Here is an 18383-nt window from a genome sequence, read left to right on the forward strand (position 1 = left end):
GATAATCACCTATTCATTTATCCAGATTGTTGATTTCGGCAAATCACCATTTAAAGCCTTTTTCGTTGTCATAATGGTGTCTTTGAAATCGTTGATGGTAATATCGGCTCCTGCCAGACCTCCAATAAAACTGACCGCTGGAATCTTTTTTTCCATTTGATAAAGAATCCCTAAGATTTCCTGATAAACAGGACCGGAATTCCAACCAAAATTAACAGACCGATCCACAACACCTACGGCCGCAACCTTGGAAACAGCTTTTAATAAAGCTTCCTGGGGAAAGGGACGAAAGGTTTTAATTTTGATAAGACCCACATTCTCTCCTTCAAGGCGCATCTCATCAACAGCATCCTTGCCGGCTCCGGTCATCCCGCCTATGGTGACGATTGCATAATCCGCATCGTCTAATCGGTACTCCTCAACCAAAGGTGCATAATGTCGTCCTGTGAGTTCACCCCATTCTTCATGGACATTCGTGATTACATCAAGGGCATTTTGCATTCCCTTGCAGGACCCTTTTCTGTATCTTACGAAACGCGAAGGCCCCTCACCGCCTGCACCACCTGTCAAAGGATCAATTCCCATGGGTTTTTCAGGATCAAGAGCAGCATGCCAGTTTGTATTTTTTTCGCCAAGAAACCCATCCACCATATCCTGATCCGGCAGTAGAACCTGCTCTACGCCGTAAGATTGATAATTTCCATCATGACATACATTCACCGGCAACATAACATCTCGATTTTCCGCGATCCTGTAAGCCAGGATCATGGTGTCAAGAATTTCCTGGTTTGTTTCGCAATACATTTGAATCCAGCCGACTTCTTTTACCGTCATGGCATCCTGTTGCCCTCCCCATACACATTGAGGGGTAATGCCGTCCCTTGTCACAATGGACATAACAATGGGAAGCCTTAAAGGCGGCGTTCGAAAATAAGGTTCAAACATAAAAGCAAGTCCCTGGCCACAGGTAGCCGTATAGGTCCTGGCCCCTGCAAGACATGCTCCCTGGAGAACCGACAAAACACTGTGTTCTCCTTCTACATCCATCAAATCAGCATCAATCAACCCGTCCGCCACAAACTGAGCAATATACTCGGCAAGTGAAGATTGAGGAGTTATAGGATATACTGCGACCATATCAGGTTTGGCTTTGGCAACACCCCATGCAGCCGCTTCATTCCCGTCACAAACTATTTTTTCGGTCATACTTCAGTTTCCTCTTCCATTATGATTGCATTATGGGGGCATTCCTCTGCACAGATTCCGCATCCCTTGCAAATATCAAGATTTGCTTCAAACCATGTTGCTTTTTCAGAAATGCATTGAGTAGGGCAATAAAGCCAGCAGGTGGCACACTTTACGCATTTTTCCCGCAGGAGAATGGGGCGCATGGCCCTCCAGTCACCGGTTTTAAGAAACACAAAATGTGTTGCAATGGGGCACAAATCATTGGGAATCGTTGAACTGTCAAAGGTGGGGGTGGATTGTTTAATCATGATATCTCCTTTCCTTTAAGTTCAAGCACAGTGGTTCTCTCATACCCTAATTTTACAGCGGTAATATTTTTATTCAGGGCGGCATCCCTGAAAGCAACGGATTCCATGGCTTTATTAATTGAACCCACAGACACAAGCCCGGTGGTTTTTGCAAACACGCCAAGCATTATTGTGTTTGTAATTGGCCTTCCGATGATCTCCATGGCAAGACCGAAGGCATCACATGTGCCGACTTTTGAAAGGGTATCCGGAAATGATAATTCAGATATATCTTTCTTTGTTGCCTGAATAAATATGGCATTATCATTGATGCCTTCAAAAATATCCACGGATTTGGAAAGGGTTGGATCAAGACACACTATGCAATCCGGATTGTAAATATTTGTCACCTGTCTGATTTCCTTGTCTCCGAAACGCAGAAAGGCGGATACCGGCGCACCGCGCCTTTCAAACCCGAATGAGGGAATCGCTTTAACAACATGACCTTCTTCGACGAGGGCTTTTGCCAAAATTTTGGATGCCATCACAGCTCCTTGACCCCCTCGTCCATGAAAACGCATTTCAAACATCACATCTCCTCGTTAACTGCTTCACACAGTCTGTTATTTTGAGATATATCAATCAATTAGTCTTATAGTTCCCGTTTTAAGAATGATCCGCTTCCCGGTTCCACCATGATTTCGTCATTTGAGAAAGCAATCTTCCCGCTTTTTACGACAGTTGTTGGCCATCCTTTAATAGTTTGTCCTTCAAAAAGAGAAAAATCACCGTAAGAAAACAGATTTTTACTCTCAACAGTCTTGGAATTGTCAAGGTCAAGAATAACGATATCAGCATCGCTGCCCACTGCTATGACACCTTTTTGAGGATAAAGGCCAAAAATCTTGGCAGGATTTATGGTTGCTTTTGTGATAATGGTTTCAATATCAATACCCCGGTTGTGGTATCCTTCGTTGATCATTGCAGGAAAATGGGTTTGAAGAATGGGGTAACCGGGCATTGCGCCCAGCATTCCGTTTTCCTCCTGCTTTACTTCCAGGGTCATACTGACATTATCTGTTCCAAGGGAATCGATTGTGTCATTCTTTACGGCATCCCACAGTCCGTCATTATCAGACTTGTCTCTGAGAGGAGGAAGCATTTTGCCCTTTAATCCGAATTCGCCATGTTTGTTCACGGTAAGATAGGCTGACGTTGTTTCACCAAAAACCCTTGCACCCTCGTTTGCTTTTATCTTTGTCAGGCGATCGGCTCCATCCTTGGTGGAGATATGAACAATATACAATCGATTTCCTGCCTTCTCAGCAAGATAACACGCACGGATGATGGCCTCTTCTTCTGCCATATCAGGTCCTGTTTTTGCCCAGTCCACAAGTGTTCCTTCAGGTGTTTGGGCAGATACCTTATCAAAGGCAACATCAATAAGGGACTGATCTTCACAATGAACACATGCGATCGCCTTATCACCAAATTCTGCTACTTTTTTAAATCCCTCATAAATAAATCCATCGCTGACATTTGGGAAAACGCCCTTAACGCCTGCCATGTAGAATTTAAAAGAAGTAATGCCAAATTTCTCGTAATATGACTTCATTTCAGACATCTGCTCTTCTGTAAAAATGGCCAGATGCATAAACAGATCAACGGAAGACTTGGCTTCAATTACATCAATCAGCTCTCCCACCTGACCCAGATATGACTGATCACCGCCCATGAACACGCCACAGGTGGTTACGCCGCCGGCCAGGGCAGCTCTGGTCTCATGCTCACATTCATGGGCGAAATCGTTGAAAATTCCAAGGTGAATATGGGGATCAATCACACCCGGCATGACAATGTTTCCAGCGGCATCCAGAATTTCTTTTGAATCTGAAAGATTATTTTCAAGTGCCACAATTTTTCCATCTTTTATTCCGACTTCAATATCAAGTAATCCTTTTTCAGGAATAAATACTTTTCCATTTTTTATGATTAGATCCAACATCTATGAACCTCCTTATCTATTTTTTTTGTAAGAACATGAACGTCATAAGAAAAAATAACCAATATGCTATTTTTCAAATTCCTTCCATTTGTAATCAATGAGTTCAGTCAATACCCCGTTCATTTTTTTCGGATGAATAAAGGAGAATTCACAGTCACGAAATGGCCTTGCGCCACCAATAAACGGATAATCTTTTTCTTTAAGTTCAGCCATGGATTCTCTAGTGTTATCAACATTAAAACTGATGAGCATTACCCCTTCGCCCCTTTTTTCGATAAATTTGGCCACGTCTCCATCCGGTGTTGTGGACTCCATAAGTTCAAAACCAACTTCACCGACCCAGTATCGTGCAACTTTAATTTTTTCCGGCTCATCAATATATTCATCGTCTGGTTTTGTTTTTCCAAGAACCGGTTCCCACACCTTGCGTGCTTCATCAAGATTTTTAACTGCTATACATATGTGATCAATTTTATTTGTTTCCAATTTGCCTCCTCAGATCTAAGTTGGTTTTCATATTTTTCTCAAATGACATGTGTCTTGGCTTTACTCTTACAAGTAGTATGCCAAAGTGATTGTTTGTGACCTAAGTGCCTTATATTTTAAGTTATTTTTAAGAATAGCGATAAAGTATAACTACAATCAGAACATAAAGCTCCTGAAAAACAGGAGTCTTGTATTCTGATTATTAAATTTTTTACTCCTGAAAAACAGGAGCGATTTTAAAAAAGATCCAAAACAGTATTTGGGAGAGAATAAAAAAAAGGGGGGGGGGTATTTCCGATTATTTAAAATCGGAAAGAGAGACACCATGCTTTTGCATTAAAAAATAATGTTTTTTGCCTGAGTTCAAGAGCTGTTCACTAAATCATTTGTATAAAGTTGCCGCTTCAAAAAAATGGCGGGCATTCAGTTTCCCTGCAAAAGGAACAAAATGCCCGCACTTGAATCAAATCATGATAATGTTTATCTCGAAGGATATGCCATCTTCAGGCTATCTACCTTGAAATAGTCCGGCGTCAGACCTGTGTTGAACTTGGGATCGGTCACAGCGTATCCGGTGCTGTGAATTTTCTGCATATCAACGTGGTTCATGACCACTGCAACGAAGATGCCGTTTTTATTCGGTGCATACTGGAACTGGGAGAAAAGATATAATTTCCCTTCCTTATCGTACCACTCCCCGTAATAGGGCACCCAGGTTTTGGAATCCGTATAAAGTATGACTTTGGAAAAGGGAAAGTCTGGATCCTTTGGCGTCAATTCATTTATATACACTTGTACTTTCTGGTAGTAATCATTGGGGCCTGACAGATGCTTGCCATGAATCCAGGAACCTTTGGGATCACCGTTATGTACGAACAGCATCTCTTTTTTGCCCATCAGCTTGCAATTATATTTGCTGGGGTTGCCGTTGAAGACATCAAAGTTTTCCCACATAAGATCCTGGCCTCCTGGAAGCCGGTCGGTTCTCTGAGCCGCTGAGAGGCGGCGTACGCGCCGAAGTGCCGGCAGGTACAGCCAAAATGAATCGTCCATTTCCGGGTCATCGTACTGGGTGATCACCGACAAAGTTCCCCGCATTTCATAGGGATGAGCATTGGCGTACGCATCAATGCGCCGTTCATTATTGGGGCTTTTATACAGGGGTTTTGGCGATTTTTCCAGCCTGCCGTCAAAATACATAAGGTTGCCGTCGGAAGTCTGGTATCTGACCTGACCGCCGCGGTTGGTAATGATAGTTACAGCCGAGAGTATCCGGTCATCCTCCCTGAAATGTTGTTTAAAGTTCCATAACGCCTCAATCCCATCCTTAGGCTCGGGAAAAGGGACTCCCGCTGTGTAATTTATAAGCCATCCTTTGTCAATCTTGGCAGTATCCTTGTATTCTTTTGTGGCTTTTACAAAACGGTCCCATAGATAACCTTTATTTTCTCTATAAGCTGTAACATTGATCCGCCTTGGACCCCATACATCCGGATTTTTCAAAATTATGTACATGGACGGAGGTATCATATCCTTGATTTTATCTACATCCTCGGCTTCCCATCCATAGGCTTCAATCACATCCTGGTTAAACAGTTCTTCATCATACTTCATGTTCCCAGGTTTCCATTCCGAGTAGGTATCCTTCCAGGGATAGTGCCATCCTGCCCCTTCCATAGGTTCCCTCATACCAGCGTTGGCAAAAGAAATAAATCCCAGCGTTACAATGAAACAGCCCAAAAAGATAAACCCTTTCTTCATAATCATTACCTCCAAAATAAAATTTGTCTTGTTAAAAGCAAAAAAAATACTGAAAAATCAGCACTTATCATCACTAAAAGCTCCATTTAGCCTTTAGGTACACCTGATCGTTACGCTTAACAGGACCAAAATAGAGCCCAGCCTGGTTGTCGTTTCCCCATATTTTGAGAATTCCAGCTGTAACGCTGAAAGTAAAGGTGGGTTTGTATGTAATATTACCGTCAAAAAAACCGCTGCCTGAAGTAAAAAAATGTACTCCGAGTAATTCAGGAATAATTTTTCCTTCATAATACTCGGTATTGATCAAAAGGGAACCGATCGTCTGCCAGGTTTCAGCATCATTATCTCCCAAAAAAGTGAGATATTTGTCCGAATCCAGATCCAATATCCATTTGTTGAACCATTGACCGCTGAAATAAAAGGACTTGGTTCGGTTGAGAGAGGGGATCATTACATTTTTATCAAAACCCAACATGATGGCAAAGGTATCGCTTTCTGCATATTCAGTGACAGGTGCAAAGCCTTTGCCGTCATTTGACCCAAGGTTGGTACCATAAGGCTGGTCGATTACATAGGCTGCTTCTCCACGAAACACCGTTTCAAGAGCTGAGCAATACATATTAAAAGTTCCGCCGATATTTATAATATGGGGGTATTCATACTTGAATGGATAATTTGCAGGATCCAGAGATGCACCGGGATCAAGAGTGGCTACTCCGATCTGATCCCTCTGATAATAGCCGAAAAGCGTAGTGTCCCACTGACCAAATTTTCCTTTGATTCTAAGACCGCCCTGTCCGTTACCCAGGTCGTTGTCCGGCAAATCGTCTCGCATTTGATTAAAAATGGTAGTACCTACAACATCGGGCAAACCAAAACCGCCGCTGTAAAGGGACCAGTTGCCACCCGGAGCCGCATACTGATGGGGTCTGAAGTCCGCCGGCACCCATACCACCTCAAAACCGAGATTGTGCTTGGACTGTGGTACATTATACACCACATCAAGCATGTGCAGGGGAACACGAATTTCTTCCCATGCTGGAAATGACCAGTTCCAGCTTAAATCCAGAGGATTTATCACGTCTGCGAGCCGCATTGCGTCCGCCTCACCCCAGGCAATCTGCTGTCTGCCCGCCTTGATGATGAAATTTCCTGCCACTTTGGTTAGATAGTATTCCCGGAAATCCCAGTCCTGCTCCATATCTTTAGTATGGGGGCCAGGTTGTGTTGTTAGGTCTTTTGGATACTGATTAACGTCGTCATCAAGACCGTAAACCCCCTCATGCCATCCTCTGGCAATTGCATTGAACCGCAATTCATCGCTAAATTTTGCTGAAAAATCAAGAAACAATTCAGTTCTAGCAGTGGACAAATCACCTTTCTCATTCCCGGACGCTAATGGTCCGGAATTGGTCGGATTGATGCTGTCTTCCGTACGCACACCAATAGTGTGGCGTATATAGCCGCCAAGCTGATAATTACCTTCGGAATCGATCGTAACTGCACCAATATTGGACACGACCGTCAATGAGACAATTGAAATCAGACCCATCATTGCAAACAACAAACATTTCCTTTTCATTATCTTTTTTCTCCTATCATGGTCATAGCCCCGGTAAAACCGGGGGCTTGATTGTTAACCGCTCAAAGCGGCATCAAAAAACGCCTAAAGGCGCACGTTAATAAAACAACCCTATCTGTTCATAGCGTCTGTCTTCATAATCCTGATGACGGATATACGAACGGACGACTTGCTCATCTATTCAAACAGTGGAGAAGAAACAGCCTCTTGCCCGGAATTTCTCGCTGCTATGGTTTCTTTTTTAAAAAGAAACTGCGGTTTTATAATTTTAACCATAGCGGGAAGCAGGAGCAGGCTCCCCAGAAGATGAAATATGGTGACAATAGACAAAAGCAACCCCATCTCAGCCTGGAATTTGATGTCTGAAAAATTCCAGAATACTACACCCGCAATGATAACAATTCCCGTGAGTACAATAGCATTTCCCGCCGTGCCGATGGCTTCTTTTAAAGCATCATCCAAATTTCCTTTTATAGCGTATTCTTCACGGATTCTGCTTAAAAGATAAATCCCGTAATCCACTCCAATACCGATGGCGATTATTGATACAGGGAGCGTTTGAAGATTTATGGCTATGTCCTGGATTGCCATGTACGCAAAGGTAAACCAGGATGCCAGAGAAAGAGGTATTACCAGAAGCAGTCCCGCAAGAAATGAACGAAATATGATGCCTGTAACAATGCCGGTTAGCAGCAATGCCACTCCCAGGGTGGTGGTTTCATGCACCATGATAGAGTCATTGAATGCCGCAATAACACCAACGCGGCCCCCTGCCAGTTTGAACTCGGCAAGGTCGGTCTTATGGGTAGATATAAACTCTCTTGCAGTTGCAAGAAGTTTGTTGATGACCTCTGGCTTGTGGTTTTCAACGTACAATGTGATATTGAGATTCTTGAAATCAAAATCATAATAGGTATCGTAATCGCCAGGCTCGGCACCGCCACTGGTCAGCAGATGAAGGTTGGCGTAAACTCCCCTGGCAGAGTCGGGCAGCATGAAATATTTGGGGTTATTTTCCCAGAAGGCCATGTTAATGCCTTTAACCAGGTTCACAATAGAAAGAGTGCATGTCACCTCCGGAATCTTTGCCATGCAGGCCTGGAATTGATCCACCAGTTTCAGCAGTTCCGGTTGTTTGATGGCACCCTCTTGCTTTCCTTCCACCACCACAAGCATAGGGTTCATGCTGCCGGGAAGGCGTTCAGCCATAAATTTAACATCCTGGTTATACTGGGATGAATCTTTCAAAATGGGAGTGCCTTCATTAACATTGCCCACCTTGATGTTCATATTCAGATAAAAGGCAATCACAGCAAAAACTAAAAAAACGCATACAATGCCCCAGGATGCACCTGGCCGGCAGTTGATCTCCCCGATTTTTTTCAGCAGGAAAGATTCCATAAAGCCGTTTCGTCTTTGTTCTCTCCATTTTTTAGCATTTTTCATTCTCGGGAGATAGAGATTGATCACAGGGTTTAAGACAAGAACAACAGGTATCATGGACAGACACCAGAGAAACATAAACAGCCCCAGTTTATTCATCAGAGGAATGGGAATCATGGAAATAAGAAAAATACCCATACTGTCCGTAAGTATGCCGCCAAGACCCGGAAAAAAAAGGCCTTTGATGGTGATTATGCAGCTTTCTCTAAGGTTGCCTGTAGACGCATATTCCTCGTTTACTCGCCTGTTGAACTGGATGGAATGGCTCAGGGCAGTGGCACTGATCAATAACGGAATTACCAGGATCAACGGGTCCAGGTTGAAGTGCAGCAATTGTATAAAGCCAAGCCCCCAGATTGCACAAATACAGGCAGAAGTCATGGGTATCAGGATCAAACGCAGACTGCGCGTGTACAAAAAGGCGATCAACAGCATGGCAACAATGGTTATCACGAAAAACATGCCGGTCTGGGGCAGATATGAGAATATGACACCGTAAAGGTAGGGATCTCCCACAATGTGAATTTTTGTATTTTCATCCTCAAAGCGGGTTTTCAGCTTTTGCAACTCCTTATAAATTAAACGCGGTTGCAGTTTGTCTTCAAAAAAACCCATTTTAAGCAAGGCAACTTTGGCATCCAGGCTAACCAGGTTTCCGTAATAGGTTGGGTTGCTGTAGACATCCGCTTTGAGCTGATCAATCCCTTCTTTTGTTTTGGGTGCTTCCGGAAATAAGATAGAGGGGCTTGATATGCCCCAGGAGGTAATCTTGGCATTTCTTACTTTGTTAACGCCAAGGGACATCACTTTTGTTCGGTCAACACTGGGAAGAAAATAAAGATCATTGCTGAAATCAATGATTTTCTGAAGGGTTTTTTGCGTAAAAATATCCCCGTTTTTGACCTCCAACCCGACAATCACACTATTGGTTCCGCCAAACTTGGGATGCTTTTTAATGAGTTTCACAAAGGGGTGGTTTTGTGGCAACAGATCCGGAAAAAATGTTTTAATTGGGATCTGCAGCGCATTGTACAAAAAAAAACTCGTGGCTATAAACATCAATATGGCGATCAATAACCTGCGATTAACAATAAAATGTGCAATCTTCTCTATCATCAGTCAACGCCTCTCATTTCTTGGTATATTTTATGATTTTTTGTCAGTTTGTCTTCATTGGCAGTACTTTTTTATTTCGTCCCGGACTGGTTGCCAGGAAACCAAGTTTTACCTCCGTCAAGAGTATGCAAGAGAGTGCCAACACTGCCGACAAGCCAGCCGGTTTTTTCATCGACAAAAACACAATCATTGAGCCACGCCCGTGTCGGAACTCTGTGGGTTTCATCATTCCACATCTCTTTACCAAGCATTCCATACGCTCCTTTCAGCCCGATGACCCAGCCATTGTTTCTAACAACCTGAATGCACATTAGGTTTTCCGTTATGGATGATTTGATTGCAGTCCATGTTTTACCACTGTCTACTGTTTTCAAGATAGAGCCATCCATGCCGGCGATCCAGCCATTTGTTCGGTCATTAAAACAAACGCTGAACAGAGTTTTTTCTCCCAGAGGGTTCTTTTGTTTCATCCAGTTGAGACCGCCGTCTTCAGTATAAAGGATGGTTCCAAATTCCCCCACGATCCAGCCATGTTCAGTATCGTTGAAATAGATTTTGTTATAAATTTTGTCTGTTTTTTCATTCTGGACATGCCAATTTCGGCCTCCATCAGAGGTATGGAGGATGGTTCCAAAATCCCCCACTGCCCAGCCTTTTTCTGCATTCTTGAAAGTAAGGCTGAACAAGTGTTGTTTGGTACCGCTCGTTTGCACCTGCCATGTTTTGCCACCGTCTCGGGTATGGGCAATCTGACCGTTTTGACCACAGACCCAGCCTTTTTGGGCGTTAACAAAGGAAACGCTGTACAGGTTGCCATGAAGACCGGATTCTTGAACATCCCATTCATAATTTTCCGGGTTCAGACGACAGATCATGCCATTGCTGCCCACTGCCCATACATCTCCGCTCGGCAGGGGACAAACACTGTAAAAATTATAAAAATAAGTTTTATTCCACAAAAACTTTCTGGCCTCCACAGTATCTGCAAACCCACTGAAAAAAACACTCAGCATCAATACTGCAACAATGTACTTTAGGTGTTTCATCATTACCTCCATCTCCTTTGTTGATTCAATACCCCTCAAAAGAAGGGAAGATTAAAAAAAATATTTGCTCAATACAGGTAAGCTTATAATACCTGCAAATCCAGCTCCCACACATCCATGTTTAATCAGTTCCTTGGGAACAATAGCAAAAGGCCTAACCCTACTGCAGCTGCCTTTTTCCATTTTTATAGTAATGTCCGTATTCACAAAAGGTTGTATGATTAAGTGTTTTTGCAGGTGCTGAAATGGTCTCCCCATCAAAAAACAGCAGGTTTGTACGCATTAATAAATGGTCTTGTCTGTAAGGCCGAGATATCTGTAAGCCGCATTCAATCCTGCAACAAAAGAAACCCGATTTCTTTTTGTGGAACGATTCATGGATAAGATATCTTTAATGTTATATGCCCTGTTCTCAAAAGCGTCTGTAAATCCCTGTCCTTTTACCTGAAGAAAATCAGCCTCAACCATGAATTTTTTGCCCTTGATAATGGAGTAATAGTCGTGTTTATGTCTTCCTATAGCCTGTCTGGGCAAAAGCCTTTTGCATTTTATGTTGATGGATTCATTAACAAGATTGTGGGAAATTACTTTTTCTTCCAAATCGTTTCTCAAGGTGTCATATATAGTTGTACTATACATTTGTTTCTCCTTATTCATGACGTTGTGTTTTTGAGAGTACGGTTTTTATTGCCATAGTCCAAAGCTGGTAAAGGTATGAACAGGCAATCAATGCCAATATAATGCCAAACAGTTGTTTGAGGAAAAAACACGGCAGTAGACCGGATATGGCAGAACCAATAACAGCCCCTGCAAGAGACGGGAGAAATAACGCTTTATAGGACTTGAAATCCAGTTGTTCAAGTTTGTGGTGCATGAGAGTGGCGGATATCGTTAAAAAAAACATTGTGGTTAAAGACAGGCAGATGGCTTCGTGTATGTTAAAATTCATCACAATCACAAAAAAAGGGACAATGAGCAGTCCGCACCCAATCCCCAGCCATGTGGCAATTATGCCGATAAAAATTCCGAACGTCATGATAAAAAGGGCTTCATGGGTCCAGGAGATTTCATTCAGGCTTGAAAACATTAAAAAAGGTAAATCAACAAGTTTTAAGATTCGAAAACTTGCAATGAGAAGAAAAATGGTAAAAATCCATTTGAGCCATTGGTTGTTCCATTTATGAATAAATTTTGAACCTATAATTGTACCAATGATACACATGGGAATAAAAACAAGAAAATATTTATAAGAAGGGGGACTGGAAAAAAAAAACAGGTGAGATGCTCCACCCACAAACGTGATGGGGATAATGGTTGCAAGTGAAAGACCTGCGGACCGTTTGAAATCAAATTTAAAAATCGATATAAAAGCAGAAATAAATATGGTGCCTCCGCCAATACCGATACCGGTACTGAACAGAGCAACAACAAACCCCAGTAGGTGCAGCACCCGTTTATGATAAAATTCAGGGATACTTATTTTTAACATAATAATAGTACTCCTTATAAACATCGTCGGGTTCTGTTTTTACAAAGACCAGTTCCCACACTTTACATGCTTCATCAAAATCTTTAACTGCTATAGGGATATGATCAATTTTATTTGTTTCCAACTATAAGTCATTGATTCCCCGTAATAAGTTGGTTTTTATGTTTCTCTTCAATTGCATAATTGGCTTTACTCCTACAAGTAGTATGCCAAAATAGTTGCTTATTGTATAAATATCTGAAATTTTAAGCTATTTTTGAAAATATAGCTTAAAATGAAGGTGCAATCAGAATACAAAGCTCCTGAAAAACAGGAGCTTTGTATTTATAAATATTAGATTTTTACTCCTGAAAAACAGGAATGATTTTTAGAAAAATAAGTGATCCCAATGTCAAAACAGATTTTGACATTTTTTAAACTACATTTGCTTGCAGAAAATAAAAAAGTGGATATTTTCAATTATTTAAAATCGGATAGGGAGATACCATGCTTTTGCATTAAAAAATAGAGTCGGGACTGGGATAATCCGGTAATTTTACAGGCATCCTTGGCATGCCCTCCAGACAGCTTGCAGATCCTTAAAAGATAATGTTTTTCCCCTGCGTTCAGGAGTTGTTCACGAAACCGTTTATAGGTGCCGACAGATTCATCCGGCATGGCAGAAACTTCTGAAATACTGTTCTCAATCAATGTTTGATGGGTATACTTTTTTAGACCGGATCTTGCGATTCTTGTGCGCATTTTTACAGGAAGATGCTGAGGAAAAAGAATCGGCTGCTCTCCGGCAGCTGCCATGGCACTGTCTATTGTATTCAATAATTCGCGAACGTTACCAGGCCATTTATAAGAATTTATAACTTCAAAAAAATCAGGAGAAAACCCTTTTATCGGGATTTCCATTTTTTCACATTGTCTGACAACATGATACATGGATAATTCGGATATATCTTCCGAACGGTCCCTTAATGGGGGGGTATGAATTAAAAAGGAGCGAATCCGGTATAGAAGATCTTCACGGAACTTGTTTTCCGTCACCATTTTTTCAAGCTGCCTGTTGGTGGCAGAGATCAGCCTGAAGTCACTTTCCTTTTCATACCTGCTGCCCAAAGGACGATATATTCTCTCCTGAAGTACTCGCAAAAAAGCCTTTTGCATGGATATGGGAAGTTCTCCCACTTCATCCAGAAACAATGTCCCTTTATTGGCCTGTTCGACAAGACCGATCTGTTTTTTGTCAGCACCTGTAAATACGCCTTTTTCGTGTCCAAACAACAATCCTTCAACCAGAGATTCAGGGATAGCGCTGCAGTCAACAACGATAAACGGTTCATTGGATCGCTGGCTGTTTTCATGGATAGCCCTGGCCATCAACTCCTTTCCAGTTCCGGTTTCTCCCTGGATCAAAACGCTGATATCACTGCTTGACGCCTGGGCCAATTGGTCCAGACACGATTTCATTTCAGCACTGCTGCCGATAATACCATCCCTTTTCAGGATCATCCTGGTATTGTTGTTACATTTCTCTTTTCTGTATTCCAGTGCTCGAATGATCGGCAGGGTAATGGCCTCAATTGAACTTGGTTTTTCAATGTAATCCCAGGCCCCCCATTCAATGGCAAGTTCGGCACCATCCGGATTTCCGGAACCGGTAATAATGATAATTTCCGGAGGATAGTCAAGTTCCTGAAACCGGTGGATCGCCTCTATACCATTACCATCAGGCAATTGGACGTCCAGTAAAATCACATCAAATCCTCTGGAAAATGCCATACTAATCCCATCTTCCAAAGTTAGTGTAAATACACTATTGTGGCCTAACCGCTTAATTTTCCGTGAAAGAAAATCACAAAACACCCTATCATCGTCTATGATTAACACATTGGCCATTAATTTAAACCCCTTTTTCTCTGGTTTGATCCAATACCCGGCGGATGGTTTCAGCCAGGTCTTTCTTGATGACAGGCTTATGCAGCATGGCTTTTACCCCGATCTTTTCAGCTTCTTTTAATGATAATTCATCACCAAATCCTGTACACAGGATAATCGGTATTTCCGGACACAAATTGACTATTTTTTCAGAAAGCATCAAGCCTGTTATTTCGGGCATGGTCTTATCTGTAATGACCATATCAAAAAAATTTGGATTTTTTTGGAATGTTTCCCATGCGATCCGGCTGTCAGAAAATGCTGTAACCCGATAGCCCAATCGCTGTAGTGTCTGTTTTCCAAACTTGATTAACGGGATCTCATCATCAACCAGCAGGATGTGCTCCGTGCCGCCGGATATGGGTTTGTCATCCTTTACAGCCAACGGATCATCTGCTTTTAAAAGGGGTAAAAATATATGGATGGCGGTTCCTTTTCCAGGTTCGCTGTAGACCTTTATATTCCCTTTATGATCTTTCACAATACCATGCACTACTGCCAGTCCCAAACCGGTTCCCTCTCCACGGGGCTTGGTTGTAAAGAAAGGGTCGAATATTTTATCGATAAGTTTTTCAGGGATACCATGTCCGGTATCAGTCACTTTCAATTTCAAATATGACCCCGATTTCAGGTCTGAAAACTCCATCAAAGAATTTTTATCAAAATCGATTTGATCAAGGGTGACGGTCAGGGTTCCCCCTTTCTCACCCATTGCATGGGCTGAGTTGGTACAAAGATTCATTAGAATCTGATGAATCTTAACTGGATCTGCAAGCACCATATCCTTTTTGATTAAAATATTTTCCTTAACATCAATCGTCTTATGGAGGGTTGACCTGAGCAGCTTAATAACCTCCTTGATCAGGGAAGTTATCTTCACCGGTTTCATCTTATGTTTGCCCTGACGGCTGAACAAAAGAATTTGTTCCACCAGTTCTTTTGCCCGGAAAGCGGATTGTAAAACCTGATCAATGGAATATCTTACTGGGTCACCTTCTTTGATATCTTCAAGCGCCAGTTCAGAAAAACCGATAATTGCACCAAGAATATTGTTAAAGTCATGGGCGATACCACCGGCAAGCGTACCGATAGCCTCCATTTTCTGGGCTTGGTGCAATTGTTTCTCCAGCTTTACCCTTTCCTTTTGACCTTGTTTTTTGTCGGTTATGTCTCTTCCTTCCGCACACAGATAAATGATCCTGCCATCATCACCCAGAATCGGTTTAAGTGACGTATCAATATGGTGCAGATTGCCGGAAGGATCTATATGGGTGGTTTCGAATGAAATGTATTCACCCAAAGCAGCCTTTTTAATTGCCTGAAGTATTTTTTTTTGCTCCTTTGCAGAGTGAGTCCACCAGGGAGTCTCCCAAAAGAGTTTGTCAATCACATCTGCTTCTTTGGCTTTTATAAATTCAAGGGCGACCCGATTTACTGTCAACAAGTTACCTTTCAAAGAAAGCAACCCCATGAACTGGAAGGTCTGGTCAAACATCGTCCGCAGTCTCATTTCTCTGTCCCGAAGCATTTCCTCGGCCAGTTTGCTGTCAGTGATATCCGAGTGAGTTCCTATTATCCGTTGGATTCTGCCTTTTTCATCCCACTCCATTGCTGCACCACGACTTAATATCCAATGATACCCATTTTTTTTCGACCGTATCCGGAACTCGTGTTTGAACGAGCTTTGTCGTTTTTGAAGGAAATCCTTTACAACCGTCTCAGCAGCTAATTTGTCTTCCGGATGTAATAAATCAGCCCAAGTGTTATAATTATGGGGGAACTTGTCAGGTTCATATCCCAACATTGTAAAAAAAGTTGGGCTGAAGTAGGTTTCATTGGTCACAGGATACCACTCGTAAAATCCGGTATTCGTGCCTTCAAGCGCTAAACGAAGCCTTTCTTCGTTCTTGCGAAGTTCCTCTTCGGCAATCTTACGCCTGGTGATGTCCCTTATAGTTCCTTCGACTCCCAAAATATTACCATTTTGATCTGTGAATAATTGAGAATTCGAAGAAGCCCACCAGATTGACCCGTCTTTATGTTTGAACTGGACTTCATAATCTGAAATATGTCCCCATTTTTTAAGGATTGCCATGACTTTTTTTCTTTCTTCCGGATATAAATACATATCAGCTATATTTGATCCGATCGCCTCTTCTACGGTATAGCCGGTTAAGCGCTGAACCGCCTTGGATAGAAATATTAAATAGCCATCTATGCTTGATCTATAACTAATATCTGATGTATTATCAATGAGTTCTCTGTATTTTTCTTCGCTTTCCTTCAGCAATCTTTCTGCGTGCTTGCGCTCTGTAATATCAATACCAATTAAAATTGTGCCTTCTACTTTTCCATTTTGTTTGATTGCATTATTACTCCATAAAATAATTCGTTCCCTGCCATCTTTTGTTTGAATTTTATATTCAGACAATTTGGGCAGGCCTTCATTCATAAAGTTATTAAACAAATGCCCTGCAGCTTGATCACTTTTCCCGGGGACTAAAATATTGAACAAGTTTTTACCTTCAAATTCTGACGTGAGATATCCGGTTAACTTCTCAACTGCAGAATTCAACAATGTAACATTGCCTTGGGTATCAAACCCCAAAATCAGAACATTCGCTGTTTTGATCAGGTTATCTCTGAATTTTCTTGTTTTTGAACGCTTTATTTCCGACAATTTGGTTTTTCTTCTTTGGACAAGTAAAAAACCGATCAGTATTGCCTCGCTTATGCAAATCAAAAAAACAATGAGGATTTGTTTTTTATAGGTATCCCAGACAGACATCTCCTTGAATTTGATCCTACTGCCTGATGGGAGATTCTGTTCCTTTATACCCCAGCGCTGAAGCTGTCTCCAGTTAAACATGTGAGTGTTGGGTATTGTAATTAAAGAAGGAGACTCTATTTGCCCATTTAAGATTTGTTTTCCTTTTTCAGCCATATTTCGACCCAGCGAAACAAAGCTGCTTAAACATCCACCTGTCATCCGGTGTTCCAAAAGAATATCCCAAAGGCCGTATACAGGTGCATTTGATACATCACTGATCATTTTTAAAGCGTCCGTTGAGATAATGGGTTTGCCATCACCATCCTCCGACATAACCAGATATAAGACAATGGTATCAGATGAAAGGTTGTGAACTTTTATTAGAATCTTTTCCATTGAAAAGTTTGATAATGAGGTTACTGAAATTTGATCAGGAATAGTGTCAATGGCCTGTTTTGCCCTTTCCTCCAGTAATTGTCCAAGCTGTGTTTTATCAGAAACAATGACCATATGTTGTGCATCCGGTTGAATTTTCATGGCTGCTTTTATGGTGCCGTCAATACTGACATTCATGGCAAACCCAGATGTATTGGCTGGAAGTTTTTTGGGCTTGTCAAACCCTTCGTCAATCAAGCCATAAACAATGGGCACACCTGGGAACAGATCTTTACATTCACTTTGTATAAAGTCAAAAGCGGGTTTCATTATTGTAATGATCAAATCAAATTTGAGATGGTTATATTTTAAATAAAATGATTCTTTTAAAGTGTTTTTATATTTTTCTCCAATGAAGCGGGACAGATCTAATTGTTCATTAAAATAAATTATATTGCTATTATCCGTATTCAGCTCAGATCGTATGGTCTGTTCCACTATATTATACGCCGGCATGCCATATTCATATGAAAAAACGATGAGTATATTTTTCTTTTTTGCTTCGGAACTGTTTGAAAATGATGTGAACAATAATACAAAAAAGAAACAAAGAGGTATCCACAATTTATATCTATCCAAATATGTATTCAACAAACAAATGGGATATTGCATACCCTTTATCTCCCTGGATAGAATTTTTAATATGTATTAAAAAAAGCTATCAGAATGAAAGAGGGGATCGCTTTCATTCTGATCTTATTGAAACATTGTTGTTATTCAAAATTCAAAAAGCGTTTTATACAAGTATATATTTTTAAGACTTTCAATTCCCAACACATTTTGAAAATTATTGAATAGTCTTTTTGTAAAAAATCATAGTGCCTATGTTTATAATGTTTGTCAATGTCA

General features: G+C 41.5%; 13 protein-coding genes. All 13 read right to left on the minus strand.

Features of this window, described 5'->3' with window-relative positions; translation table 11 throughout:
• Positions 1–9: 9 nt before the first annotated feature.
• The 13 genes from padG to BLT94_RS16635 all read right to left on the minus strand — a co-directional run bounded on the left by padG (position 10) and on the right by BLT94_RS16635 (position 17990).
• Positions 10–1206 carry an NADH-dependent phenylglyoxylate dehydrogenase subunit alpha gene (gene padG / locus BLT94_RS16570; RefSeq protein WP_092236559.1) on the minus strand — a complete coding sequence of 399 codons (1197 nt, stop codon included), beginning with the start codon at positions 1204–1206 and terminating at the stop codon, positions 10–12.
• Positions 1203–1496 carry a 4Fe-4S binding protein gene (locus BLT94_RS16575; RefSeq protein WP_092236565.1) on the minus strand — a complete coding sequence of 98 codons (294 nt, stop codon included), beginning with the start codon at positions 1494–1496 and terminating at the stop codon, positions 1203–1205. Before BLT94_RS16575 ends, padG begins: the two co-directional genes overlap by 4 nt.
• A complete protein-coding gene (gene padE, locus BLT94_RS16580) occupies positions 1493–2065 on the minus strand; it encodes an NADH-dependent phenylglyoxylate dehydrogenase subunit gamma (RefSeq protein WP_014959493.1) in 573 nt (190 codons plus the stop codon). The genes BLT94_RS16575 and padE overlap by 4 nt, the downstream gene beginning before the upstream one ends.
• Positions 2066–2127: 62 nt before the next feature.
• Entirely contained in the window at positions 2128–3480 is a 1353-nt protein-coding gene (locus BLT94_RS16585) for a dihydroorotase (RefSeq protein WP_092236567.1), read from the minus strand.
• 66 nt (positions 3481–3546) lie between these two features.
• Entirely contained in the window at positions 3547–3966 is a 420-nt protein-coding gene (locus BLT94_RS16590) for a VOC family protein (protein WP_014959491.1), read from the minus strand.
• A gap of 480 nt (positions 3967–4446) precedes the next feature.
• Positions 4447–5727, minus strand: coding sequence for a DUF1329 domain-containing protein (locus BLT94_RS16595; RefSeq protein ID WP_175530386.1), 1281 nt, complete (start codon positions 5725–5727; stop codon positions 4447–4449).
• A 73-nt stretch (positions 5728–5800) separates the two neighbouring features.
• Positions 5801–7309: a DUF1302 family protein gene (locus BLT94_RS16600; protein ID WP_092236573.1), complete on the minus strand. Its 1509-nt coding sequence runs from the start codon at positions 7307–7309 to the stop codon at positions 5801–5803.
• 177 nt (positions 7310–7486) lie between these two features.
• On the minus strand, positions 7487–9868 hold the full coding sequence (locus BLT94_RS16605) for an efflux RND transporter permease subunit (RefSeq protein WP_092236576.1): 2382 nt from the start codon (positions 9866–9868) through the stop codon (positions 7487–7489).
• 71 nt (positions 9869–9939) lie between these two features.
• On the minus strand, positions 9940–10917 hold the full coding sequence (locus tag BLT94_RS16610; RefSeq protein ID WP_175530387.1) for a WD40/YVTN/BNR-like repeat-containing protein: 978 nt from the start codon (positions 10915–10917) through the stop codon (positions 9940–9942).
• A gap of 279 nt (positions 10918–11196) precedes the next feature.
• Positions 11197–11553, minus strand: a complete 357-nt coding sequence (locus tag BLT94_RS16615) for a hypothetical protein (protein ID WP_092236578.1) — start codon at positions 11551–11553, stop codon at positions 11197–11199.
• A 10-nt stretch (positions 11554–11563) separates the two neighbouring features.
• Entirely contained in the window at positions 11564–12403 is an 840-nt protein-coding gene (locus BLT94_RS16620; RefSeq protein ID WP_014959485.1) for a sulfite exporter TauE/SafE family protein, read from the minus strand.
• A 459-nt stretch (positions 12404–12862) separates the two neighbouring features.
• Positions 12863–14290 (minus strand): sigma-54-dependent transcriptional regulator, encoded by a 1428-nt coding sequence (locus BLT94_RS16630; protein WP_014959484.1) that lies wholly within the window; start codon positions 14288–14290, stop codon positions 12863–12865.
• A 4-nt stretch (positions 14291–14294) separates the two neighbouring features.
• Positions 14295–17990, minus strand: coding sequence for a PAS domain S-box protein (locus tag BLT94_RS16635; protein WP_175530388.1), 3696 nt, complete (start codon positions 17988–17990; stop codon positions 14295–14297).
• Positions 17991–18383 lie beyond the last annotated feature (393 nt).

The sequence above is a fragment of the Desulfobacula phenolica genome (assembly GCF_900105645.1).
GTDB lineage: Bacteria > Desulfobacterota > Desulfobacteria > Desulfobacterales > Desulfobacteraceae > Desulfobacula > Desulfobacula toluolica.

Bases quoted from the DNA above. Each gene is read 5' to 3' on its own strand.
- padG (WP_092236559.1), bottom strand. From the start codon at position 1,206: ATGACCGAAAAAATAGTTTGTGACGGGAATGAAGCGGCTGCATGGGGT.
- BLT94_RS16575 (WP_092236565.1), bottom strand. From the start codon at position 1,496: ATGATTAAACAATCCACCCCCACCTTTGACAGTTCAACGATTCCCAAT.
- padE (WP_014959493.1), bottom strand. From the start codon at position 2,065: ATGTTTGAAATGCGTTTTCATGGACGAGGGGGTCAAGGAGCTGTGATG.
- BLT94_RS16585 (WP_092236567.1), bottom strand. From the start codon at position 3,480: ATGTTGGATCTAATCATAAAAAATGGAAAAGTATTTATTCCTGAAAAA.
- BLT94_RS16595 (WP_175530386.1), bottom strand. From the start codon at position 5,727: ATGAAGAAAGGGTTTATCTTTTTGGGCTGTTTCATTGTAACGCTGGGA.
- BLT94_RS16600 (WP_092236573.1), bottom strand. From the start codon at position 7,309: ATGAAAAGGAAATGTTTGTTGTTTGCAATGATGGGTCTGATTTCAATT.
- BLT94_RS16605 (WP_092236576.1), bottom strand. From the start codon at position 9,868: ATGATAGAGAAGATTGCACATTTTATTGTTAATCGCAGGTTATTGATC.
- BLT94_RS16610 (WP_175530387.1), bottom strand. From the start codon at position 10,917: ATGATGAAACACCTAAAGTACATTGTTGCAGTATTGATGCTGAGTGTT.
- BLT94_RS16615 (WP_092236578.1), bottom strand. From the start codon at position 11,553: ATGTATAGTACAACTATATATGACACCTTGAGAAACGATTTGGAAGAA.
- BLT94_RS16620 (WP_014959485.1), bottom strand. From the start codon at position 12,403: ATGTTAAAAATAAGTATCCCTGAATTTTATCATAAACGGGTGCTGCAC.
- BLT94_RS16630 (WP_014959484.1), bottom strand. From the start codon at position 14,290: ATGGCCAATGTGTTAATCATAGACGATGATAGGGTGTTTTGTGATTTT.
- BLT94_RS16635 (WP_175530388.1), bottom strand. From the start codon at position 17,990: ATGCCGGCGTATAATATAGTGGAACAGACCATACGATCTGAGCTGAAT.